Below are 22,634 nucleotides of genomic sequence, written 5' to 3'. Positions count from 1 at the left end.
TGTGAGGCCAGAAGTGGCTAGGTAAACTTTGAGTTATACCGTAAAAAAGGTTTCGCCCACACGATTTTATTCTCAGGAGTCTGAACAGTACTTAAGGCCGCGAAGCGAGCTTGAATAAAACAAAAGGATAGACGAAGGAGAATTGAGTCAATATGATTTAAATTCTTAATTATGGCTATTAGAAAGCAATGCATTGGGATAGATATCTCAAAATCAACCTTTACAGCTTGTTTATGTCAACAGGCGGAAGATGGCAAATTAACGTTCTCAAAGGTCCTGGACTTTGGTAATGATAGTAAAGGCTTCAATCAATTATTACGTTGGGTGAAAGGTCTGATTGTATCAGATTCGGAGCTAGTATTTCTCATGGAAGCCACAGGCGTTTATTATGAGAACCTGGCCCACCATCTATACAAAATCAAAAAAAGGGTTCATGTTGTGCTTCCCAACACCTCAAAACACTATTTCTCTAGTCTTAATGTGAAAACAAAAACAGATGCAGTTGATGCGCGAATTCTAAGTCAGTTTGGTATTGAGAGAGTTCATAAGTTGTGGTCCCCACCACCAAGCACACTCTTGCAGCTCAGGAATCTAACTCGTTACTATGTTCAGCTTCAGGAACAAAAGACAACACTTGGCAATATTAGTCACAGCAAGGACTGCGCACATGATATCCAAGTATTTATTACCAAGAGCAACAAAAAACTCATTACTGAGATAGATAAGGAAATCGAAAGATGCCTGAAAGAAATTAAGAAAGCTATCGAAAAGGAAGATGTACTGAAGGAGCATGTCAGAAAGGTTTTGACGATAAAAGGTGTAGGATTGATTACGGTAGCAACGATATTAGCTGAAACAATGGGTTTTGAGCAGTTTCATAGTTCAAAACAATTGGTTAGCTATTCAGGCTATGATGTAGTGCAAAGAGAATCTGGCACCTCGATTAAAGGCAAGACTAGGATCTCCAAGAAAGGAAACAGATATATCAGAAATGCACTTTATTTCCCAGCGATGGTGGCCTGTAGGTACAATGAAGCATTAAAAGAAACTTATATCAGAATCAATAAAAACAATAAGGCATCGAAAATGATTGGACAGGTGGCAATACAGCGGAAACTCTTAGTGTTGATTTATACGCTTTGGAAAAACGATACTGAATTTATTGAAAACTACCAAAGAGGTAGTCTCGATCCGAAAACCGAGACTACGCAAGATAGTTCAGTAGCTGAACTTCTTTAGAATACAAAAATACTTTTTTGTCTAAATATTTGGAATTTATAACAGTACCTTTTTTGCTTTTTTAATATTTGTTCCTAAAATAAAAAAAGCGACTCTTTTGAAGTCGCTTTTTGTAGCCCGTAGGGGAATCGAACCCCTGTTTCAAGAATGAAAATCTTGCGTCCTAACCCTAGACGAACGGGCCATATCGTTTTCGATGATGCAAATATAGAAGCTTTTTCAAAAAGCACAAAAAAAAAGTGCTGTCTGTGTGCTAATTCATTGAAATTGAGAAAAATTATTTTTTTAAAGGACCTATTCTACAGCGTAGGCGAGCATATATTCATTGAACTTCTCGTAATGTACGTCATATAGATGTGTATGTTGATCGCTGTGGAGTTCGAGTTTTAATATACCCTGCACCTGATAGTCGAATGGTTGTATGGTCATGTTATTCAAGAAGGAGACCCCTGCATTTCCCTGAAGTTTATAAATCGCTTCTTTAGCGCACCAGCAAGCATAAAGCTGCTCATATCGGTTCTCATCCTGTGCGATGAATGCAAGCTCCGCAGGTTTTAGAAACTTATGTTGGATACGCTCTACTTTTGTTTTGATGATTTCCATGTCGATACCCACCTCTCCTTTTGTACTGATCATAGCTGCGGCATAATCAAATGAGTGTGAAAGTGATATTTTTTGGGGGAAATTGGCGAGATAAGGCTTGCCATTTGCATCAGATGGACATTCTATATAACGGGATGTGTTTAATAAGGTGCGCAACAGCACACGGGTGGCAAGCCAATGTAACCGTCTTTTCCCTTTGTTGAAAGACCCTAATTTCGCTTTTTCACGTTCATCCAATTGAAGTTTCGACAGTAAATCGTCGTCCGATTCCTCAATTCGCCAAATTGCAAATTTGGTTTGGCTATCAATTTCACGTAGATACACTAGACTCATACCCAAATTTAAAAAACAAATCGCAGATTTTTGTTTTGAAAAATGAAGTAAAATTAGTGGGAGAACTGTATTTTTGAATTTGTATAGCATTGCCTGATGCTTTTGCTATTTTGATACACATGATTTTATCTGATAAAAGAATTCTCGAAGAGATTGAAAATGGCAGCATTGTCATTCAACCATTTGATCGTAAATGTTTAGGAACAAATTCCTACGATGTGCATTTGGGGAAATATTTGGCAACGTATGCAGACCGTGTACTTGATGCCAAGAAGCACAATGAAATTCAGCATTTTGAAATCCCGGAAGAAGGTTTCGTCTTGGAACCCAACACCCTTTATTTAGGTGTTACGCAAGAGTATACCGAAACGCATAAACATGTTCCTTTTTTAGAGGGCAAATCGAGTACTGGTCGCTTAGGGATAGATATTCATGCAACTGCAGGAAAGGGCGATGTCGGTTTCTGTAATACCTGGACCTTGGAAATTTCGGTTGCTCAGCCTGTTCGGGTTTACGCGGGAATGCCAATTGGACAATTGATCTATTTTGCTGTAGAAGGCGATATCGAGACATTTTATAACACCAAAGGTAACGCAAAATACAATGGCAAGACCATCCGTCCGGTGGAGTCGATGATGTGGAAGAATAACTTCTAATGAAAACGATTGGATGGATTGTATTAGCGACGCTATTGATTGCGCTCATCAGTAGCGTGCTTTATTATTTTGTTCATCCAATGTTTGGCGGAAGTTTCAAAGGAGCTCGGCTTGAACGTATGAAACAGTCCCCCAATTTTAAAAATGGTATTTTTCATAACCTCGAAGTAACGCCATCGTTGAAAGGCGATGTGAATATGGTCTCTTTGTTGTGGGATTTCCTTTTCAACAAGAATCCCCACTTAAACCTATCAGTGTATTGCCAGCTATGGAATGCGATTTAGCACATCTTCCCGCAGATGACGTACTGATTTGGTTTGGTCACTCCTCCTATCTATTGAAGTTAGATGGAAAATTAATAGTGGTAGATCCAGTATTCAGCTCAAATGCTTCTCCCATACCAGGTAGCAATAAAGCATTTAAGATGTCGGTCGACTATGCGGCGATGGTTTTTCCGAAAATTGACTATTTGTTTATCTCGCATGATCATTACGATCATCTGGACTATGAGACTGTTGTGAAATTGCGGGATAAAGTCGGTCAGGTGATCTGTGGTCTCGGAGTAGGGGCGCATTTTGAATCTTGGGGATACAAGGCCGATCAGATCATCGAGGGTGATTGGTATGACCCAGATAAAACTGGCGCCCGATTTTCAAGTAACCTTCACACCCCGCAAGGCACTTTTTCGGGACGTAGATTTACACGGAATAATACCTTGTGGACATCTTTTGTGTTAAAAACTTCTAAGTACAGCATTTTCTTGGGGGGAGATAGTGGGTATGGTAAGCACTTCAAAAAAATAGGTGACCAATTTGGTCCATTTGATTTAGCGATCTTGGAAAATGGCCAGTATAACGATGCCTGGCATTATATCCATTCTTTACCTGATGAATGGGCTGCTGAAACGAAGGATCTGAAGGCCAAAGCTATTTTACCCGTTCACTCTTCTAAATTCGCGTTGGCGATGGCACGATTGGAAAGAACCCATGGAGAAATTTTACGAGACGGCGAACAAAGAACAGATCACACTGCTTACGCCAAAAATAGGGGAAATGATCCATTTGAATAAATTAGATACCGTATACGCCCCTTGGTGGCGGGAAGTTAACTAAGGATCTATTTATTTTTTTCCTCGATCCATAAAGACATATATTTTGTGCTCTGCATCGTGTGGTGCAATAATATCTGACTAATAAAGTTTTGTTGACGATGCCTGTCAATCTGTACTTTTAATAAAGATAGATTAGTCATAAAATCGGACTGATACTTTCGTTTTTCATAACGTTCGTTGATAATACGGATACCATGTTCTTGGGCCGTTTTCCAAAGATCTTCATTTTCGTAGAGCTCAACAGTCTTTCGGCAGAACGTTTCGGGATCGTCTTCGATAAAGCCATTCCAGTCCAAATTGCCCTTCATGGCTTCTGCACCAACTTTCGTGGTGACAGATGGTGGTACCTGTCTGCATGGCGTCGATAAACTTCCCTTTCACACCGGCACCAAATTGAATTGGAGCCACCAGTAGACGGTAACTTTCCATGGTCAGACGAGCAGATTCCGCTCGGCCCTTGATCAGGAAATTCTCTTTTGGGTTGTTTAACTGAAGTACTTTTTGGGTTGCATAGGCGCCATAAATGTGTAATTCCACTTTGGGGAGCATCTTCCGTAATTGCGGCCAGATTTGTGTTTTTAGGTATTGTACCGTATGCCAGTTCGGCTCATGGATAAAATTTCCGATAAATAATAAGTTCTTGCGCTCTTCGAAGGTGTTCCATTGCTCCACATCTGCAGCAGTGATCTCATCTTCGAGAAAAGGGAGATAATAAAGGATATCGGGTGAAATGCGAAATTCTTCGATCAGAATCTTCATTTCGGATTCGGAAATGATCAACGAGAGGTCACTGCGCAATATCGCGGCAATTTCCCGTTTGGCCGTATCGGTAAATAACTCTTGAAAGGAAAAATCACCGTTATTTTTGACGGATGTCTGGTCTCGCCTGACGCAAAAAATGCAAATCTTCCGTGTCAAGTACGCGGAGTGCATTTGGACAATGCTGTGCAACACGCCAACCATATTGCTCTTCTACCATAAAGCGGTCAAATACAACAATGTCGGGCTTAAGTTGCGCAATAAATTCATCAAAGCTGTTGCTATTCAGCACGATGGTCTGTTCCTGGATCCCGAGAGACTGTAAAGGTGCACTATACGGCGATTTGGCAGCAGCAGAAGCAAATGTAATCTGATAAGAGCGATTAATAAACGTCTCAATTAATTGCATCATACGGAAGCCCGCTGCTGAAGATGTTGGCTCTGGCCACACCAGTCCGATGAACAAAACCTTTTTCTCTTTCATGCCGGAAAATTACTGATTAATGTGAAAAGAATTGACGAAAAATTAACAATTAGTCATTTTCAAACGATTAGCTTTATTTCGTGTTTATACTATATCTCAAGGTTATTCATCATTAAACGATTATATGGCCAAAACTATTGCGCAACGAATTCGACATTTTTCACCAAAGACCTATTGGAAGGAACTAATAGCTGTTTTGGTTATTTTGTTGGCCTTTGTATTTTTTAGAAATGAACGAAAAGAGCTTGCTGCCATCATTCCACATTTGTGTGCGGCCAATCTAACCTGGGTTTTGGTCGGCGTAGGAATTACTCTCGTCTATATTGTACTTCAGGGATTGATGTATGTGCAGAGTTTTAAAGCGATAGGCCTTTCTATTAACCTGAGAATCGCTATTGATCTTTTCCTCAAGCGAAATTTACTCAGTGTGTTTCTGCCTGCGGGTGGGATTAGTTCTTTGGCATATACAACGACGCAGTTGCGAAAAAGAAATTTGAATACGACGCAAATTCATCAAGCAGGGGCGCTGTATGGCTATGTCGGACTACTGACGGTCTTTCTGATCGGTGTACCTGTTATATTGTATACGATTTGGCACAATAAAAATTTTGGTGATGCCTGGATCTCATTGGTGGTTTTGGGGCTGCTTCTGGGCGTCGTATTTTGGCTCGTTTGGTCTTTTAGAACACACAAAGGCGTCTATCGCTGGGTTGAACTAAAATTTCCTGCTGTAGCCTCTAATATTGATGAAATATTCTCAGGAGAGGTCAAGCTAAAATATTTGTTGGGTACCATGCTGGCATCGATGGTCGTTGAATGCTGCGGTATTGCCCATGCTTTTGTAAGTATGTATGCCCTTGGTTTGGACCACTCTTTCGAGGCTGCGGCTATTGCCTATACTGTTTCGGTGGTATTGATGATTGTTTCTCCTTTTCTACGGGGGCTTGGGGCTGTAGAGTTGACTATGCTGTATATTTTTAAAGCGTACGGCTACTCGCAGGCAGAAGGATTGGGCATTACAATTCTCTACCGGGCATTCGAATTTTGGTTACCTTTAGTCCTGGGGCTTCTGGCTTTTGCATGGCGTGGGAAACAATTGCTGGCACGTATTGGCCCAGCGCTGCTTATCTTCTTCTTGGGCATGGTAAATCTCGTATCTGTATTGACGCCTCCTTTGGCCGACCGGATGAAACTTGATCGTTTCTATTTGCCTTTAGAAGCAATTCACGCGTCCAAATTTATGGTGTTAGTGTTAGGCTTAGGGCTGTTGGTGACCTCGGCGTACTTGATCAAAGGTTTCCGAATTGCATTTTGGATCGCCGTGGCGTTTAGCGCCTTGTCGCTTTTTGGGCACGTGTTTAAGGCATTGGACTATGAAGAAGCTTCGGTTGCTTTATTGACCTTGATTTTACTGGCCGTGAGCTATAAGCAATATCGGATCAAGAGTAATATTCGCTGGGTGCGAATCGGGTTTATCACATTTTTTGTTGCTCTCCTAGCCATATGCCTGTTTGACGTATTGAGCTTCTACTTCATTGATAAACAGCATTTCGGTGTCGACTTCACCTGGCGACAATCTATCTATCATACAGCACGAAGCTTCCTCTTGTTTGCTGATGATGACTTGATGCCCCAAACGGCATTTGGACAAGAATTCCTGCGGATTACGCAAGTACTTGGACTTTTTTGTTGGCTCCTACTAATCTACGCGTTAGCTCGTCCCCGTCTCCTCGCAGATGAAGACTCCAGCCAATCTGAATTGGAACGTGCAGAACAATTATTGATTGAGTTTGGTCAGTCTCCCATGGATTTCTTTAAATTGGGAAAAGATAAGAGTTTGTTTTTCTCAGAAGTCTCGGAGGGATTTACCGCTTATCGCTTGGCGAATGAATTTGCTATTGTATTGGATGAGCCTGTCTGTGAACAGGGGGATAAGGAAGAGTTGGTCCAGGAATTCGATCAATACTGTTATGCGAATGGTTTAAAGGCCATTTATTACCGTGTTGATGAAAATAGTTTGGTTCATTTTTCATCCCTACGTAAACAGAAGATCACCATTGGACAAGAGGCTGTATTAGAATTGGAAACATTCAAGCTCGAAGGAAAAGAACGTAAGTCATTACGCAATGGACTTAATGCAATTCAAAAAAAGGGTTTTACAACAGAAGTGTTGAAAGCGCCGCAGGAAAAGGCAATTATAGATCAGTTAAGGATAATTTCCAACGAATGGTTAAAAGAATTTGATAAAAAGGAAATGGTTTTTTCGCAAGGGATGTTTGATGAAAATGAGCTTATTTTGCAAGATATCATTGTACTGAAAAATGAGCAGAATACTATCGTAGCCTTTCTGAATATCATCCCCGACTATGCGAAAGATGAGTGCACCTACGATATGATTCGGAAGTCTCTTGATGCACCGGGTGGTAGCATGGATGCATTGATTGTTGAGCTTATTGCGTATGCTAAGGCCAAAAAGTACGTCTATCTAAATTTGGGCATGGTACCGATGACGGGGTTGGGGGCGACAGATAGTCCCGCAGAAAAGATTATGAAATTTGCCTCAACACGATTGGGTAACTTTAAACATTACCATAGCCTGCGCGACTTTAAAGAGAAGTATGCGACATTTTGGGAAAATAAATACCTTATATTTGATAATGATTTTGATCTCATACAACTTCCTGTAGCACTGGTCAAAGTCATGAAACCGAACGAATAGCTTCATGTAGATGCTGTACAGATGAAAAAAATAGCTACCTTATTAATAATTGCTGGCATGGCGTTTCATGCGTTTGCACAACAGCGTTTGATTGACATGAAATATTGGAACAATAAAGCTGCATTACCTTTGGTTCTCTATCTGAGTGGCGATGGTGGATTTAATTCATTCTCTAACAAGCTTTGTGAGCTGATTGCTGGAGTAGGATATACTGTGGCAGCGATCGATTCGAAAACCTATTTCTGGAAGAAGAAAAGCCCGAGTGAGATTGCTGCCGATGTTTCGAATACACTGAAAAACATACTCTTAGCACGGCAAAATATACATCTTTTTGTAGTGGGGTATTCATTTGGCGCAGACGCGGTTCCTTTTATTATTAATCGCCTGGATCCCGTCATTAAGAAGAACCTAAAGAGTGTTGTCCTGCTGGAACCATCTGTGTCAACAGATTTGGAGATCCATATAGCGGATATTTTGGGTCGGAGTAATACAAAACGGAGTCTTGACGTGATCGCGGAAATCAATCGAATGGGTGCAGTCAAAACGGGCGTTATTCTTGGTGATGATGAAGCTGATTTCCCGATACAGAAGATAACACTTAAGAATTTTACAAAAAAATACCTCTCCGGCGGGCATCATTTTAGTGGCAATGCAGACCAGGTCGCGAAGAATACTGTTGCACTCTTTTAGCCGAGGAGCCTAGTATAACTTTGTTGATGGCCAGATCAAGTAAGCGACCAAATAGACAGCTCTTTATTTTTTTGTGATCCAGGGTATGGTGCGGTATCATTTTCTTATCCTAGATCAAATAATTCAGGGAAAGAAGGTGTTACTTTTGAATGACTTATAAAATAGATAAAAATGGAATTAGGAATAGGAATGTTTGGCGACTCGAGGATAGATCCTGTTACAGGTCAAATCCAGGCAGCACAAGATAGAATGAAAGAAATTATTGAAGAGATCAAGCTTATGGATCAAGTAGGATTGGATTTCTTTGGAATAGGGGAGCATCACCGTGCAGATTATGCGGTTGCAGCACCCGAAATTATCTTGGCTGCGGCTTCTACCGTTACCAAAAATATTAAATTGGGCAGTGCAGTTTCGGTATTAAGTTCTGCCGATCCGGTTAAATTATTTCAGGATTTCGCAGCCGTCGATCTTTTATCCGATGGACGTGCTGAGCTCATGGCAGGAAGAGGATCCTTCATTGAATCTTTCCCTTTATTTGGTTATGATCTAAAAGATTATTCCGAGTTGTTTGAGGAAAAACTAGGGCTTTTGCTTCGTCTGAACAAGCAAAATCCAATTACTTGGCGCGGTAATTTTAGAGCACCATTAATCAATCAGGAAGTTTTCCCAAGACCTAAAAATGGATCACTACCGATTTGGGTTGCAGTAGGTGGCACAACATCTTCTGTGATCCGTGCCGGAAAGTTGGGCTTACCGGTTATGTTTGCCATCATCGGCGGGATGTATGAAAGCTTCGATCATTTATTTGACATGTACCGTCAAGCATATGAGGATAATGGGCATGATATGGCTAATTTTCAGGTCGGGGTACATATGCATGCGTTCTTTGGCGATAACAACGCGCAGGTAGCAGACTACTATTATCCGATTTATTCGGCACAGATGGATCGTATCGGTGCAAGTCGTGGATGGCCGCCATACCAACGCACACAATATGACTTCGGAAGATCTTCCAGAGGACACCTTATTGTTGGGGATGCTGCTTATGCCGTAGATAAAATATTGCAAATACAGGAGAAATTTGGATTGACACGCTTCTCTGCACATATGGATGTGGGCGCCCCTGGGCATAAAGAAATGCTGCGTTCTATTGAGATTTTTGGTGAGAAAATAGCACCTGAAATTCGAAAGGCTCTTCATAAAGATGCCTAAAGAGCGATTATCATTTTTTTAACGCTCAGATATTCGCTACCTTTGTGTCGTAAATCATTTTAGAGAGTAAGATGCTTGGATTAAAGTTGTTGACAGATCCGCGATGGGCAAACATTGCAGAAGGAAATTTAGAAGAGATTTTGACAGATCATGCCTGGTGTGAACAAAAGGCTGCTTCAAATGCCATATCCTTAATTACCAACAACTCAGAACACGAAGATTTGGTGCATGAGCTGACAGCAATCGCAATCGAAGAAATGGAACATTTTAAGATGGTTATTGATATCATCAAAGAACGTGGCTATACCTTGGGTCGTGAACGAAAAGATGATTATGTCGGTCAATTGATGAAATTCTCTAAAAAAGATGGCAGTAGAAATATGGCTTTTATTGACCGTTTATTATTCGCGGCGATGATTGAAGCCCGTAGCTGCGAACGTTTTAGAGTGCTTTCACAAAATATTCAAGATAAAGATCTTGCGAAGTTTTACTATGATTTAATGGTGTCTGAGGCAAATCATTATACCACATTTCTAAATTTTGCACGCAAATATTCCGTAGACGTCGACGTAGAAAAGCGTTGGAAGGAGTGGTTGGAATTTGAAGGGAAGCTAATTCAGTCGTACGGAAGTAAAGAAGCCATTCATGGCTAATTGAACCTCGCTCCTACCTATTTTAAAACACATACATAACAGTTGTCCCGTTCTATTTCTTAGAACGGGATTTTTTGTCACTTATTTATTCTTATCTTTGTACCGTGATTGAAAAAAGTAAAATAATAGATATCAGGAGTTTGTCTTTGGATGAGATCAAAGATCAACTTACCGCGTTGGGGGAGCAGGGCTTTCGTGCGAAGCAGATTTATGAATGGATTTGGGTGAAATCTTGCGTAGATTTTGATCAGATGAGTAATTTGAGTAAGCCCCTTCGTGAGAAGCTGAAAGCGAATTTTACGATCAATGCAGTTACAGTCAAAGAATCTCAGATCAGCTCAGATAAAACAATTAAAAGTAGTTTTTGGCTCTATGACAACAACATCATTGAAGGGGTGTTAATACCTGCTCCGGAACGAATGACCGCTTGTGTCAGCTCACAGGTGGGCTGTAGCTTGACCTGTAAGTTCTGTGCAACAGGTTATATGGATCGTAAACGTAACCTCAATGCCGATGAGATCTATGATCAAGTCGTTCTTATCAGCAAGCAAGCCGAAGAGCACTATGGGCAGCCACTGACAAATATCGTTTATATGGGGATGGGCGAGCCCTTGTTGAATTATGCCAATATGATGAAGTCTGTTGAGCGCATTACAGCGCCGGATGGATTGAATATGGCCGCCAAGCGGATCACGGTGTCCACAGCGGGTATCGCAAAAATGATTAAGAAATTGGGTGATGATCAGGTACGTTTTAACCTAGCACTTTCTTTGCATGCGGCAAATGACAAAAAACGGAATGAAATTATGCCTATCAATGAGCAGAACTCACTAAAGGCACTGGCCGAAGCACTCAAATATTTTTATGCGAAAACAAAGAACCCCATTACATTTGAATATATTGTCTTTAACAATTTCAATGATGAGCTGGAGGATGCAAAAGAACTGGCCAAGTTCTGTAAACATGTTCCTTGTAAGGTCAACCTGATTGAATACAACCCTATCGCATTGGCCGATTTCCTGAATGCTGAAGCAGATAAAATCGAGGTATTTGCAAATTATTTAAAAAGCCAAGGTATCATCACGAATGTGAGACGTAGCCGTGGTAAAGATATCGATGCAGCCTGCGGACAATTAGCAATCAAGGATAAGGAAAAAGAGGAATCCGAAGCATAATCTGAAGGATAGTTCCTATCTTTAATAGGGGAATTAACCAGATGAAATCCGAATTAAATAAGGTGTTTAGCGATTTTATAGCCATATTTTTTCCAAGGGAATGTGGCTGTTGCGGCTGTGTGCTAAAATATCAGGAAAAGTTTGTCTGTACAGCATGCGATTTCCATTTGCCCTATACTAACTTTCACGAATATTCGGATAATGATACCGCAAGACAGCTCTGGGGGAAAGCTCCGGTGGAAGAGGCCTGTTCATTCTTATTATTGCAAAAGGATAGTCGCGTAGAGCGCCTCATTTATCAGATTAAATACAACAACCAACCTTTTCTTGCAGAATATTTTGGTTATCTATACGGCTTAAAATTAATCAAAACAAAGGCCTATCAGGATATCAATTGTATTGTTCCTGTGCCATTGCACCGTAGCAAATTCCGAAAAAGAGGCTACAACCAATCCACTTACTTCGGAAGAGGGTTGTCCAGAGCAATGGGAATCCCCCTGCGGGAAGATATTTTGGTCAGGAAGAAAGCGACAATGAGCCAAACGGGTAAGGGGCGGATCGACCGGTACGACAATGTAAGTGATATTTTCGATTACAAAGGCACTATGTTGCCGGCTAACGTACATATCCTTGTGGTTGACGATGTATTGACCACGGGAGCAACGGTTGTTTCAGCAGCATTGACACTCTTAGATGCAGTTGATTGCAGGGTATCTGTTGCTACGCTGGCAAGAGCCTAGTTCGAAAGTCTATCCCATAACTTATACCCTTCTCCGTCCGGATAAAGCAAATTCAATAATTACGGTAACCACTATTACGAGCAGGCCATGCCTTCAATAGTAATGACCAGGTCAAAACGAATTCAACACGTTATTTGCGACGTCGGTTGACATAGTTTAGGAGATAGGCAAATCCTGCCATGCCGATTCCGATGCTGTCTGCAAATAAATCCCACCAGTCACCGCTGCGATACGTAAAAATATAAAGCTGAAGTAACTCTGTCAGTCCTGCAAATAAAAAACCAAGGATGGAAACGACAAAGATTGGAAGCCAACGGGTCGGTTTACCGTGGAATTGCTGGATTACACCGTTGTATAGCAATGTACAGAAAACAAAGAACATCCCACAATGGACTAATTTATCCATACCTGGATAGGCGGGAACTGCATCAAAATTATTGCCCGGGAGGGTGCATAAAACAATAACTATTATGGCCCAAATAAAACACCACTTATAGTCTAATAAGATTTTAATCATGGCGATAAATATCCAAAAATTTCCTGATAGAAATAAAAATATTATTTATTTAAAAATTATTTCACTGTAAATCAGTTGTTTAGTTGGATTGTTTTGTTTTGTATGGTACTATGTATTGCATGGTACCATAAAATACATATATCTTTGTATTGTTATGATAGCTGAAAATACACAAATCCAAATGAGGAAGGGGATACTTGAATATTGTATCCTATCCATAATTTCTCGAGGAGAAATTTATGCCTCCGATATTATCAGCGAACTGAAAAAAGCTCAATTATTGGTTGTGGAAGGAACCTTATATCCGCTTCTAACACGTCTAAAAAACAATGGACTGTTAAGCTATATATGGAAGGAGTCAACTTCAGGTCCGCCTAGAAAATATTATGAAATTACCCAAGAAGGGTTAGAAGTCCTTTCGCGACTAGATGTTACCTGGAATGAGCTCGTGTTTGCTGTAAACACGTCATTGGTGGGTAGAAACAATGATTCAACTAAACCAGTTAAAGATAATAACGATGAATAAGACAATAATTATCAACATAAATAGTATCGTCTTCCATATTGAAGAGGATGCTTATGAGGTGCTTCGCTCCTACATGATTGATATAAAGAAGCACTTTGGACAATCGGAAGATAGTAAGGAGATTTTGGAGGACATCGAAAATCGTATTTCTGAAATGTTTACCGAGAAGATTCAGGCTGGCAGCAAAGAAGTTCTGAATATGGACGATGTTAATGCCGTTATCGAGCAAATGGGGAGCGTCAGCGATTTCGAGTCTGAGGATCAGGATGGTTATGCGTCTTTTCAGCGCCAGCCAAATGCAGATGGTTTTAAAGTAGGGAAGAAGCTGATGCGCGATCCCGATGACAAAGTTTTCAGTGGAGTATGTAGTGGATTGGGGCACTTTTTTGGTATTGAGGCGAAATGGGTACGCTTACTCTTTGCTTTATTTGTTGTGATCGGTGGATCGGGCGTATTGGTCTATGTTATCCTATGGATCGTAATGCCGCTCGCTGTAACCCGTGCAGATAAGATGGAAATGCGTGGTGAAGCACCGAATATTCAGAACTTCAAACGTTCTTTTGATGAAGAAATGAGCGGGGTAAGGGACTCGTTCTCGAGGGGAATGGACCGCACCGGAGATGGTGTTGCTAAATTATTGCAGGTCTTTGTGAAAGTTATCGGCGTATTCTTTGTTATTATCGTCGGGTTAACGCTCATCGGATTGATCATTGGACTTATCTTCTTTGCACTGGCTATTGTGAACGTAATTCCTGACGTCATGGACGATTCTGGTCCTTTCTACCTCATGAATCCGAGCGATGTACCTTTCGCTTTGATCGCGGGTTTCTTGGCCATTTTTATCCCTTTCGCCGGCTTGTTCTATTTGCTTCTCCGTGTTCTCTTCGAGAAAAAACCAATGAACAATTATTTGACAACCACCTTGTTTTTAGTCTGGTTGGCATCGATAGGCGGTATCATCTACTACGCTACATCGGTAGCAAAGGAATTCAAAGAGTCTAGTACGATTGTTGAAGAGAAGCCACTGCAAAAACAGGCTGTTTATTACTTAAATGAAAATGATATTCGGGTAATCCGCTTAAAAAATGGTGTGAGAAGTGGTATCGGTATTAAAAATGAAAACGTTTCAACCTATTTGAGGCGTAATATCCGTATTCGAATTGAGCGTATTGACTCTTTGCAAGAACCATATGTACGTTATGAGTATTCGGCTAAAGGAAATTCTTATAAAGTCGCAACGGATAGAGCTGGTAAAATTAACTATGCATTGAGACAAGATAGTACATCATTAACATTTGACAATGCGTTCCAATTGAATGAAGGTGAGCTCTATCGGGATCAAGAAGTCAATATTACGTTGTTTCTCCCAGTAGGTACCAAGTTGATCATTAATGATAATTTGGAAGATAAATTAAGGGATATTTCATTTTACGAATGTCGTGACCGTTATAGTGAAGATCTAAGGGATATAAAAGAAGTCGAATTTGTAGTTACATCACTTGGGTTGAAATGTGCCTTGCCGCCCAAAAAGTCAGATGACAGTGACGAAACAGCCACTGAGGGGAATGAGGTAGTTGCACATGATACGTCTGTTGTCATCCGTCGGGATACCATTATTAATCTCAAAAAAGATGGTGTTACCATAGAGACAAAAAAGAAATAACATAAACCAATCTTCCGCCTGAAGGCGGAAGACAAATTATTACCGCTATAACCAATCGAAAATCAGTACTGACCTTCGTGTTATAAGCCTATTTAATACCATTAAAAGTAAATGCTATTACACCTATTTATAAACGAATGAAAAGATATTTTTACCTCTTACTCTTAAATTTTTTAATTACTTCATTTGCCTATGCGCAAGTGAAAGTTACAGGCAAAGTACATGTGGAAAATAATGTGCCTTTGGTCTCGGCAACTGCTTATCTGATGAAGGCAAAGACGACTGTCATTCTGAAAGCCGTTGTTACTGATGAAAATGGAGAATACCAATTTTCGGATATACAAGCTGGAAGTTATTATGTCGAGGCGAAAATGGTCGGGTATACCACCAATAAGAGCAATGTTTTTGATATCAGCAAATCAGACCACAAGGTCCCGGCGATCCTGCTGAACACGGATACACGAAAATTGCAAGAGGTCGCCGTAGAGGGTAAGCGGCCGATGGTTGAAAGCAAGCCTGGTAAACTGGTTTTAAATGTGGAAAATTCGCCTTTGGCCGCAGGGAATAATGCCTTAGATATTGTACAGCGGGCTCCTGGAGTGAGTTTAGATAACAATAATAACCTACAGTTGATGGGGCAATCTGGTGTATCCGTGACCATTGATGGTCGGCAGACCTATATGTCCGGTGAACAGTTGGTGAATTTTTTGAAGAGTACGGATGGCAATCAGATTAAGTCCGTCGAAGTGATTACTACGCGTGCAGCAAAAGATGACGCTGAGGGGGCAGTGGGTACAATTAATATTGTACTCAAAAAAAATCGGATGGAAGGTTTTAACGGAACCTTTAACATGACGGCAGGGAGGGGAGAAAAATTCAGAGGGAATAGCTCCTTATCCTTAAACTATAAGAAGAACAATACGACAGTATTTGGATCGTATGCGTGTTCGGATGAGAAAAGCCACCGGAAGCTTCTGCTTGATCGTGTTATTCAGAATAAAGGTGAAAAGACCTATTTTAAACAAAGGTCGATATTGGACGAAAAGGAACAGAACCATTCCTATCGCTTCGGTGTTGAGCAAAGGACATCGGCCAGAAACACCTTAACCCTGCAGTTTAATGGATCGAATAATATCGAATACAACGATAACGATAGTAAAACCAATGTAGGAAAGTCTTTTACAACATTGGATTCGCTTTTGATTTCAACATCGCAGTTCAAAGAATTATTTGATCGTTACTCCGCTAATTTAAACAATGAGTTTAGAATTGATTCGAATGGCAGAAAACTTACCCTTGACCTGGATTGGAGTAAATTCAAAAGCAGCAAACGCGTAGGTTATAATAACCAATATTTTGATGGTCAGATGGATGCGATTACGCCCGAAGAGATCCAACGCAGTAGAATGCCTATCGGAATCGATATCTATGTCGCCAAACTGGATTATGAACAACCGTTATCGAAGGTCTCCAAGCTTGAGATGGGGGCTAAATATTCTAACGTTACGTCGGATAACGATTTAACCTTTGAAGACTTTTTGAACAATTCCTGGATTAATAATGAAAAGCGTACGAATCATTTTGTGTATAAGGAGCAGATCGCCGCTGGATATATAGACTATAATAATACCATAGGGAAATGGGGCCTGAAGGTCGGCGCGAGGGGAGAATATACATTTTCTGACGGGAACTCGTTGACCTTAAATAAGCAAGTGAAACGGAATTACTTTAAACTTTTTCCGAATGCAAATCTGACGTATACACTCCATGAGAATCATATCCTTTCCTTAGGTTACGCAAGGAAGATCACGCGTCCTAATTACCGACAGTTGAATCCTTTTGATTATTTTATTGATAAACTAACCTTTGAACGTGGTAATCCTTATCTGAATCCGCAATTTTCCAATGAATTCACCCTAAACTATACCTTGATGCAACGTTATAATGTGACATTGGGTATTAACGATGTGCGGGATGCGATTGTAGAGAGCATGGGGCAAGATTCGGTGCTAAAACAAACGTGGGTTATACGTGAAAATTTAGGTAAAAATTTGACGGCTTATCTGAATCTGAACATCCCGGTTACGGTATCCAAGATTTGGAGCATGAATAACAATATTACAGGCATCCACTTTAACTTTGATGGCATGGTGAGTGGTTATCCGCTGAAAAGGACCTCCTTTCTTTTGCAGGCTACATCGATGCACAATTTAAAACTGGCGAAAAGTCTGTCCGCTAATGTCAATTTGAGGTATTTCTCGCCGTTCAACTATAATGTATACGATATGAAGGCCCGTTGGGATATGGAGGTAGGAGCGACCAAGACATTTAAAGATCAACGTAGTTCGTTGAAGCTGGCGGTGAGCGACTTGTTTAATACAGGGAATCAGAATCTGAAAACCAATTTCGGCGATTTTGACTCCAGTATCAGGCAATACCAAGATCGTCGCGTGGTTCGATTGACCTATTCGTATAAATTCGGAAATTTAAAAAACAACTATCGTAAGAAAGATACAAGTAATGAGGAGAAAGAAAGAGCGCTATAGGCCCTTGAATTTTCTAAAAAAAGCGACACCGCGAGATGATCTAAAATCATCCTGCGGTGTCGCTTTTTTTAGAGATAATGCTATTAGAAAATGTATTTGGTACTTAAAAAGTTCGATTCATTTTCACTAACAATGTCATTCAACAATTTCTTGTTTTCATCGGTGAACTTTGCCGCGACCAGCGATCGTATCGAGAATGAACGCAAAGCATCCACAACGGATAATGTTCCCTCAGCGCTATCTTTTCTTCCGGTGAAAGGGAAGGTATCTGGACCACGTTGACATTGGCAGTTGATATTGACACGACTTACCTGATTGACCAATGGATCGATTAAAGACGACACAACAGCCGCATTGTTACTAAAGATACTGACCTGTTGTCCATGCGAAGAGCCGATCAGGTACTCGATAGGTTCCTCAAGGTCATCAAATGGCACAACAGGGATAACTGGACCAAATTGTTCCTCTCTGTAAAGTTTCATTTGAGAATTGACCGGATAAACGATCGCTGGGTAGAAGAAAGATTCTGCTACTTGTCCACCATTTTCGTTAATCACCTTTGCACCATACGCTTTTGCATCTTCGATACATTCCGTCAGATAAGCTGGTTTGTTAACCTCTGGAAGAGGTGTCAAAGACACGCCTTTTTCCCAAGGCATACCATACTTTAGTTTAGCAACTTCCGCAGAAAGACGTTTTAGGAACTCTTGTGCCAAGCTGCGGTGTACATAGATAATTTTAAGTGCGGTACAGCGTTGGCCATTGAATGAAAGAGAACCCAGTACGGTTTCAGAAACAGCAAGATTTAAATCGGCATCCTTCGTGATGATTGCCGCATTTTTTTGCGTCAAGACCAAGAATTGCGCGTAGACGGTTAACTTTAGGATGTAATTTCTTAAGTTCGTCAGCAACACGGCTTGAACCGATCAACGTCAACACATTGATCTTCCAGACTGCATAAGACTTGGAACGATCTTGTTTCCACGACCATAAATTGTATTGACAACGCCTTTCGGGAAGCTTGTTTTGAAAGCCTCTAATAAAGGGTAATGTAATAATGTACCATGTTTAGGTGGTTTGAACAACATCGTGTTCCCCATGATCAAAGCAGGGATCAACGTTGTGAAGGTTTCATTCAATGGATAGTTGAATGGTCCCATACATAAAACAACTCCTAGTGGAGATCTTCTGATTTGGGCTATAATACCTTGTTCGATCTGAAAACGGGAAGAATCGCGGTCAATATCTTTCAATGCGTCGATCGTTGCGTAGATATACTCTACCGTACGGTCAAACTCCTTAACAGAGTCAGCATAGGATTTGCCAATTTCCCACATAATAAGCTTGACAACAATGTCCTTCTTGGCAATCATCTTTTGTGTGAAATTTTCAACACAAGTAATACGATCGGCAACGCTCATTGTCGGCCATTCTCCACGGCCATTGTCGTATGCTTTTACAGCAGCTTCCAAGGCTTCCATGGACTCTTTTTCAGTACAAACAGGGAAACTACCGATGCGCTTACGTTTCAAGCCGTCCTTAGTCTTTACACAGATAGGTGAAAATACTTCGTTTACTTGACCCGTCCAAGAAATCATTTCTCCATTGGAAAGGAACTCTCTTTGATCGACCTGTTCGTCTAGCGTAAATTCTGCGGGAATGTCTTTCTCCTCGTAGAAGATACCTTCTAAGTTTAAGCTCATTGTTTTTAAAAGTGGTTTAGATTGATATTTATAAAGATATTGCTAATATACTGTAAATATTACAATATTTGTTAATTTCTTATTAAAATAAGTTTAGGTACTAGTGTTTTCATTACAATCCATGCAATTAAATATGCGATTGAACAGAACGAAAAAATAATAAAATATCCCGCTTCTTCTCCCTTGAAACCCATAAAGACAAGTTGAGTCTCTTTGGCATAGTCGAATAGCCAGCCCGAAGTTTTATTGATAATAAAGGCTCCTACACCGCCCGCAAGCCCGCCGATTCCTGTAACAGTGGCAATGGCACGTTTTGGAAAAGAATCGCCAATAGTGGAAAAAATATTGGCCGACCACGATTGATGTGCCGCACCTGCAAAACCAATTAAAATAACGGGGATCCAATAGGAAATATGCCCCAAGGGTTGTGCAAAGAGTACGACCAACGGGACGAAAGCAAACAGCAACATAGCTTTCATTCGACCTTCATAGGCATTCATTCCCTTTTTCTCCACAAAATACGTCGGCAACCAGCCGCCGTAAATTGACAGCATGGTGATCGCATATAAAACAAATATGGCCAATTGCCCTTCTGTATCAGAAGACTTTATGTCGTAAACGGCTGATAGATAGGCTGGCATCCAGAATAAGAAGAACCACCAGACGCCGTCGGTCATGAATTTTCCGAAGACAAAAGCCCAGGTTTGTTTGTACTTAAGGCATTCTGCTATGGTGGTCTTGGGCTGTTTTGTTACGCTAGACTGCTCCGTTTGATGTTCATGATCATCTTTGTGAATGTAAGCCAATTCAGCCGCATTTACTTTTGGATTTTCGTGCGGTTTTTTATAAAGAAAGATCCAGAAACCCATCCAGACAAATCCAAGGGCACCTATAATGATGAAAGACATCTCCCAACCCCAATGTGCGGCGATAACTGGTATCGTCAGCGGTGCTGCTAGGGCGCCAATGGTCGCTCCAGAATTGAAGATACTCGTCGCTAAAGCACGATCTTTCTTTGGAAAATACTCTGCGGTCGCTTTAATGGCAGCTGGGAAATTTCCAGCTTCCCCGACCGCCAATACAAACCGGGCGAAAATAAATAAGTTTACACTAACGCTGATGATTAAACCGGCATTGTTCACATGAGAAATAGCTTCTTTTGCACCCTCAAATCCAACAAACCACTCGCCAGCGACAATTCCTGAGGTTGCAATACCACAAAAAGCATGTATATGGCGCCAATGGACCAAACAGCAATCGCCCATAGAAAACCTTTTTTTGTATCCATCCAATCGACAAAACGTCCCGCGAAAAGCATGCTGATGGCATAAAAAATAGAAAACAAAGCGGTAATATTTCCATAGTCCGTATTTGTCCAGTGGAATTCAGGGCTGATAAAATCTTTCCAGGTTAAGGATAATACCTGGCGATCCAAGTAATTGATTGTGGTAGCAAAAAATAGGAGGGCACAGATTACCCAACGGTAATTACCCTTTTTCTCTGTATTAATCATAATGGGTTTAATTGTTTATTTTTCTTGAACCTATCGCTTCAAATGACGAATAATGAACGCTGTATGCCTTCCTTTTACGATGCTCGTGGAAGGCATACAAGCAATCTTATTGTTTTTTAACGTGCTTTTGAGACAAGATCAAGTGCTTTTTGTGTATTTTCGAATAAATTGCTGGTGTCCTTTGGATCAATCAGTTTACTGGCCCATACCTACCGCACATACACCTGACCTGAACCATGCTTTTAGATTTTCTATTTCGATGTCTACACCCCCCGTTGGTATAAAGTTCTGACCTTTAAAAAGATCCCGAATAGATGACATAAATGCTGGTCCCAAAATATTTGCAGGGAATAATTTTATCAATGCGGCCTGTTGCTGTTGAGCCGTGTAGATTTCGGTCGGTGTCATGCAGCCTGGAATCCACAACTTATGGTGCTCATGTACAAGCGAGCCAACCAAAGGATTCACTAAGGGGGCCACAATAAAATCAGCACCGGCCTGGAGAAACTGTTGTGCATCGTCCACCGATTTGATGGTGCCAATACCCAAGTAGAGGTCTGGCATCTCAAGGTCCCTCGTTGCAACAAGGCGCTCAAAAACAGCCAACGCCTCGGGGCCACGATTTGTAAATTCAAAAACGCGTACACCCGCTCTGTATAATGTTCGTAGAATATCGATACTTTCTTCCTGATCATGATGGAAGAATAAAGGAAGTGTTCCTTGTTCGATAATTTTATTTAATACAATCTCTTTTAAATTCATGTTGTTAATCTCTTTTTAATATCGTCCACTGTACTTGTTGTTGCATCGCTGGCGATAAATAGTTTATCGAATGCCGCGCTTGTTGCAAATTCTAGCGTCTCCTGCGGCGAAAGGTTGGAATACAATCCATAAATCAGACCCGCCATAAAGCAGTCGCCACTTCCTACTTTATCCAAAATCTCTTCCGCTATATAGGTTGTGGATTTGATCAAACGGTCTTTATCAAATAATGTGCTGTAGTATTCTATCCCTTTGGTATGGTGGTCAAAACGGAAGGTATTGGCGACATACTGGCACATGGGGTTGGAAGCAATGATTTCTCGGCTGGTTCGATCTGCTTGCGCGAGTAACTCTTCTTCGGTGTATCCTGACGTGTTTGTTAAGAATTGTTCGTCAAGCGGCGTGCCCAGCATCTGATGCGCGGCCCATATATTGCCCATAATTAAATTGCAGTACTTGGCAATCCGAGGCATAACCTCTTTCGGTGCCTTTCCATACTTCCAGAGTTTAGCGCGGTAATTAAGGTCCAATGATACAAAGATTGCCTTCTCTTGTGCTTTTTTTACCGCCTCCAGGCATAGGTCTGCTATATCTTGGCTAATTGCAGAACAGATAGCTGAAAAATGAAACCATTTGACATCCTTCAAGGCTTTGTCCCAATCAATACTGCCGACTTTGAGGCTTGCAAAAGATGAATTGGCGCGATCGTAGATAACCCCCGCATTTTTTAGATCTTTACCTTTGGGGAGATAGTAAATGCCCAAGCGCTCTCCGCCCCATTGCATCGCCGATGTGTCTATGTTTCTACGTTTCAAATAGACATCTATACCTTCACAAATGGCATTTTGCGGTATCGCAGATAAGTAGGATGATGGCACGTTCCATAGGGCCAAAGCTGTAGCGACATTTAATTCTGCTCCTCCAACGTAGAAAGGCAATTGGTGCTGTTCAATCCAATTGTCTTCAATATCCGGACAGATCCGTAACAGCAATTCCCCAAAGCTTAAAACTTTACCCTGCATGTTCATTT

At 40.9% G+C, this 22,634-nt stretch carries 20 protein-coding genes, 1 tRNA gene and 2 pseudogenes; 13 read left to right on the top strand and 10 right to left on the bottom strand.

Going from position 1 to position 22,634, the window contains the following annotated elements:
• Positions 1-171: 171 nt before the first annotated feature.
• The gene (locus DTA23_RS14225) at positions 172-1,239 is read left to right on the top strand and encodes an IS110 family RNA-guided transposase (protein WP_112374335.1); all 1,068 of its coding nucleotides are present in this window, start codon (positions 172-174) and stop codon (positions 1,237-1,239) included.
• Between the two features lie 113 nt (positions 1,240-1,352).
• On the opposite strand, the gene DTA23_RS14220 is transcribed toward DTA23_RS14225, so the two are convergent.
• Positions 1,353-1,423 (bottom strand) — tRNA-Glu (locus tag DTA23_RS14220).
• A gap of 110 nt (positions 1,424-1,533) precedes the next feature.
• On the bottom strand, positions 1,534-2,175 hold the full coding sequence (locus DTA23_RS14215; protein ID WP_112375444.1) for a 4'-phosphopantetheinyl transferase family protein: 642 nt from the start codon (positions 2,173-2,175) through the stop codon (positions 1,534-1,536).
• Positions 2,176-2,294: 119 nt separating this feature from the next.
• On the opposite strand from DTA23_RS14215, the gene dcd reads away from it, so the two are divergent.
• The 3 genes from dcd to DTA23_RS14205 are packed head-to-tail and all read left to right on the top strand — an operon-like array spanning position 2,295 to position 3,900.
• Positions 2,295-2,831: a dCTP deaminase gene (gene dcd, locus DTA23_RS14210; RefSeq protein WP_046673098.1), complete on the top strand. Its 537-nt coding sequence runs from the start codon at positions 2,295-2,297 to the stop codon at positions 2,829-2,831.
• A complete protein-coding gene (locus DTA23_RS29210; protein ID WP_256603793.1) occupies positions 2,831-3,115 on the top strand; it encodes a hypothetical protein in 285 nt (94 codons plus the stop codon). The genes dcd and DTA23_RS29210 overlap by 1 nt, the downstream gene beginning before the upstream one ends.
• Positions 3,100-3,900, top strand: coding sequence for an MBL fold metallo-hydrolase (locus DTA23_RS14205; protein WP_256603791.1), 801 nt, complete (start codon positions 3,100-3,102; stop codon positions 3,898-3,900). Before DTA23_RS29210 ends, DTA23_RS14205 begins: the two co-directional genes overlap by 16 nt.
• 47 nt (positions 3,901-3,947) lie before the next feature.
• Here DTA23_RS14205 and DTA23_RS29205 read toward each other — a convergent pair whose 3' ends face one another.
• The 3 genes from DTA23_RS29205 to DTA23_RS29195 are packed head-to-tail and all read right to left on the bottom strand — an operon-like array spanning position 3,948 to position 5,185.
• Positions 3,948-4,250 (bottom strand): hypothetical protein, encoded by a 303-nt coding sequence (locus DTA23_RS29205; RefSeq protein WP_256603789.1) that lies wholly within the window; start codon positions 4,248-4,250, stop codon positions 3,948-3,950.
• Complete coding sequence (locus DTA23_RS29200; protein ID WP_256603788.1) at positions 4,180-4,860, bottom strand: glycosyltransferase family 4 protein; 681 nt, start codon at positions 4,858-4,860, stop codon at positions 4,180-4,182. Before DTA23_RS29200 ends, DTA23_RS29205 begins: the two co-directional genes overlap by 71 nt.
• The gene (locus tag DTA23_RS29195) at positions 4,802-5,185 is read right to left on the bottom strand and encodes a hypothetical protein (protein WP_256603786.1); all 384 of its coding nucleotides are present in this window, start codon (positions 5,183-5,185) and stop codon (positions 4,802-4,804) included. Before DTA23_RS29195 ends, DTA23_RS29200 begins: the two co-directional genes overlap by 59 nt.
• Before the next feature lie 124 nt (positions 5,186-5,309).
• Between DTA23_RS29195 and DTA23_RS14195 the strand changes: the two genes are divergently transcribed.
• From DTA23_RS14195 to DTA23_RS14170, 6 genes are all read left to right on the top strand, one after another.
• Positions 5,310-7,904 (top strand): phosphatidylglycerol lysyltransferase domain-containing protein, encoded by a 2,595-nt coding sequence (locus DTA23_RS14195; RefSeq protein ID WP_112375091.1) that lies wholly within the window; start codon positions 5,310-5,312, stop codon positions 7,902-7,904.
• A 21-nt stretch (positions 7,905-7,925) separates the two neighbouring features.
• A complete protein-coding gene (locus DTA23_RS14190; protein WP_112375090.1) occupies positions 7,926-8,594 on the top strand; it encodes an AcvB/VirJ family lysyl-phosphatidylglycerol hydrolase in 669 nt (222 codons plus the stop codon).
• A 171-nt stretch (positions 8,595-8,765) separates the two neighbouring features.
• A complete protein-coding gene (locus tag DTA23_RS14185; protein ID WP_112375089.1) occupies positions 8,766-9,806 on the top strand; it encodes an LLM class flavin-dependent oxidoreductase in 1,041 nt (346 codons plus the stop codon).
• A gap of 71 nt (positions 9,807-9,877) precedes the next feature.
• Complete coding sequence (locus DTA23_RS14180; RefSeq protein WP_046673102.1) at positions 9,878-10,459, top strand: MiaE family protein; 582 nt, start codon at positions 9,878-9,880, stop codon at positions 10,457-10,459.
• Between the two features lie 74 nt (positions 10,460-10,533).
• Positions 10,534-11,634 carry a dual-specificity RNA methyltransferase RlmN gene (rlmN, locus tag DTA23_RS14175; RefSeq protein WP_370445105.1) on the top strand — a complete coding sequence of 367 codons (1,101 nt, stop codon included), beginning with the start codon at positions 10,534-10,536 and terminating at the stop codon, positions 11,632-11,634.
• 41 nt (positions 11,635-11,675) lie between these two features.
• On the top strand, positions 11,676-12,374 hold the full coding sequence (locus tag DTA23_RS14170) for a ComF family protein (protein WP_112375087.1): 699 nt from the start codon (positions 11,676-11,678) through the stop codon (positions 12,372-12,374).
• Between the two features lie 130 nt (positions 12,375-12,504).
• Here DTA23_RS14170 and DTA23_RS14165 read toward each other — a convergent pair whose 3' ends face one another.
• Positions 12,505-12,891: a VanZ family protein gene (locus tag DTA23_RS14165; RefSeq protein ID WP_083295776.1), complete on the bottom strand. Its 387-nt coding sequence runs from the start codon at positions 12,889-12,891 to the stop codon at positions 12,505-12,507.
• 154 nt (positions 12,892-13,045) lie between these two features.
• On the opposite strand from DTA23_RS14165, the gene DTA23_RS14160 reads away from it, so the two are divergent.
• The 3 genes from DTA23_RS14160 to DTA23_RS14150 all read left to right on the top strand — a co-directional run bounded on the left by DTA23_RS14160 (position 13,046) and on the right by DTA23_RS14150 (position 17,626).
• Positions 13,046-13,417, top strand: a complete 372-nt coding sequence (locus DTA23_RS14160; RefSeq protein WP_046673104.1) for a PadR family transcriptional regulator — start codon at positions 13,046-13,048, stop codon at positions 13,415-13,417.
• Positions 13,410-15,080: a PspC domain-containing protein gene (locus DTA23_RS14155; RefSeq protein ID WP_112375086.1), complete on the top strand. Its 1,671-nt coding sequence runs from the start codon at positions 13,410-13,412 to the stop codon at positions 15,078-15,080. The genes DTA23_RS14160 and DTA23_RS14155 overlap by 8 nt, the downstream gene beginning before the upstream one ends.
• Positions 15,081-15,217: 137 nt before the next feature.
• A complete protein-coding gene (locus DTA23_RS14150; protein ID WP_112375085.1) occupies positions 15,218-17,626 on the top strand; it encodes a TonB-dependent receptor domain-containing protein in 2,409 nt (802 codons plus the stop codon).
• Positions 17,627-17,709: 83 nt separating this feature from the next.
• Here the strand turns inward: DTA23_RS14150 and DTA23_RS14145 are convergent.
• The 4 genes and pseudogenes from DTA23_RS14145 to DTA23_RS14130 form a co-directional block, all read right to left on the bottom strand.
• Positions 17,710-19,224: pseudogene (locus DTA23_RS14145) on the bottom strand (NADP-dependent glyceraldehyde-3-phosphate dehydrogenase).
• Positions 19,225-19,400: 176 nt separating this feature from the next.
• Positions 19,401-20,842, bottom strand: a pseudogene (locus DTA23_RS14140) (MFS transporter).
• A gap of 195 nt (positions 20,843-21,037) precedes the next feature.
• Positions 21,038-21,604: a bifunctional 4-hydroxy-2-oxoglutarate aldolase/2-dehydro-3-deoxy-phosphogluconate aldolase gene (locus DTA23_RS14135; protein ID WP_256603781.1), complete on the bottom strand. Its 567-nt coding sequence runs from the start codon at positions 21,602-21,604 to the stop codon at positions 21,038-21,040.
• Positions 21,601-22,626, bottom strand: a complete 1,026-nt coding sequence (locus tag DTA23_RS14130; RefSeq protein WP_239468776.1) for a sugar kinase — start codon at positions 22,624-22,626, stop codon at positions 21,601-21,603. The genes DTA23_RS14135 and DTA23_RS14130 overlap by 4 nt, the downstream gene beginning before the upstream one ends.
• Positions 22,627-22,634 lie beyond the last annotated feature (8 nt).

The organism is Sphingobacterium multivorum, from assembly GCF_900457465.1.
Lineage (GTDB): Bacteria > Bacteroidota > Bacteroidia > Sphingobacteriales > Sphingobacteriaceae > Sphingobacterium > Sphingobacterium multivorum.
Note: the sequence above shows the minus strand (reverse complement) of the source record. Positions and strands in the feature narration are given on the sequence as shown.

Coding starts and splice junctions, on each gene's coding strand:
- DTA23_RS14225 (WP_112374335.1), top strand. CDS start 172: ATGGCTATTAGAAAGCAATGCATTGGGATAGATATCTCAAAATCAACC.
- DTA23_RS14215 (WP_112375444.1), bottom strand. CDS start 2,175: ATGAGTCTAGTGTATCTACGTGAAATTGATAGCCAAACCAAATTTGCA.
- dcd (WP_046673098.1), top strand. CDS start 2,295: ATGATTTTATCTGATAAAAGAATTCTCGAAGAGATTGAAAATGGCAGC.
- DTA23_RS29210 (WP_256603793.1), top strand. CDS start 2,831: ATGAAAACGATTGGATGGATTGTATTAGCGACGCTATTGATTGCGCTC.
- DTA23_RS14205 (WP_256603791.1), top strand. CDS start 3,100: ATGGAATGCGATTTAGCACATCTTCCCGCAGATGACGTACTGATTTGG.
- DTA23_RS29205 (WP_256603789.1), bottom strand. CDS start 4,250: ATGAAGGGCAATTTGGACTGGAATGGCTTTATCGAAGACGATCCCGAA.
- DTA23_RS29195 (WP_256603786.1), bottom strand. CDS start 5,185: ATGAAAGAGAAAAAGGTTTTGTTCATCGGACTGGTGTGGCCAGAGCCA.
- DTA23_RS14195 (WP_112375091.1), top strand. CDS start 5,310: ATGGCCAAAACTATTGCGCAACGAATTCGACATTTTTCACCAAAGACC.
- DTA23_RS14190 (WP_112375090.1), top strand. CDS start 7,926: ATGAAAAAAATAGCTACCTTATTAATAATTGCTGGCATGGCGTTTCAT.
- DTA23_RS14185 (WP_112375089.1), top strand. CDS start 8,766: ATGGAATTAGGAATAGGAATGTTTGGCGACTCGAGGATAGATCCTGTT.
- DTA23_RS14180 (WP_046673102.1), top strand. CDS start 9,878: ATGCTTGGATTAAAGTTGTTGACAGATCCGCGATGGGCAAACATTGCA.
- DTA23_RS14170 (WP_112375087.1), top strand. CDS start 11,676: ATGAAATCCGAATTAAATAAGGTGTTTAGCGATTTTATAGCCATATTT.
- DTA23_RS14165 (WP_083295776.1), bottom strand. CDS start 12,891: ATGATTAAAATCTTATTAGACTATAAGTGGTGTTTTATTTGGGCCATA.
- DTA23_RS14160 (WP_046673104.1), top strand. CDS start 13,046: ATGATAGCTGAAAATACACAAATCCAAATGAGGAAGGGGATACTTGAA.
- DTA23_RS14155 (WP_112375086.1), top strand. CDS start 13,410: ATGAATAAGACAATAATTATCAACATAAATAGTATCGTCTTCCATATT.
- DTA23_RS14150 (WP_112375085.1), top strand. CDS start 15,218: ATGAAAAGATATTTTTACCTCTTACTCTTAAATTTTTTAATTACTTCA.
- DTA23_RS14135 (WP_256603781.1), bottom strand. CDS start 21,604: ATGAATTTAAAAGAGATTGTATTAAATAAAATTATCGAACAAGGAACA.
- DTA23_RS14130 (WP_239468776.1), bottom strand. CDS start 22,626: ATGCAGGGTAAAGTTTTAAGCTTTGGGGAATTGCTGTTACGGATCTGT.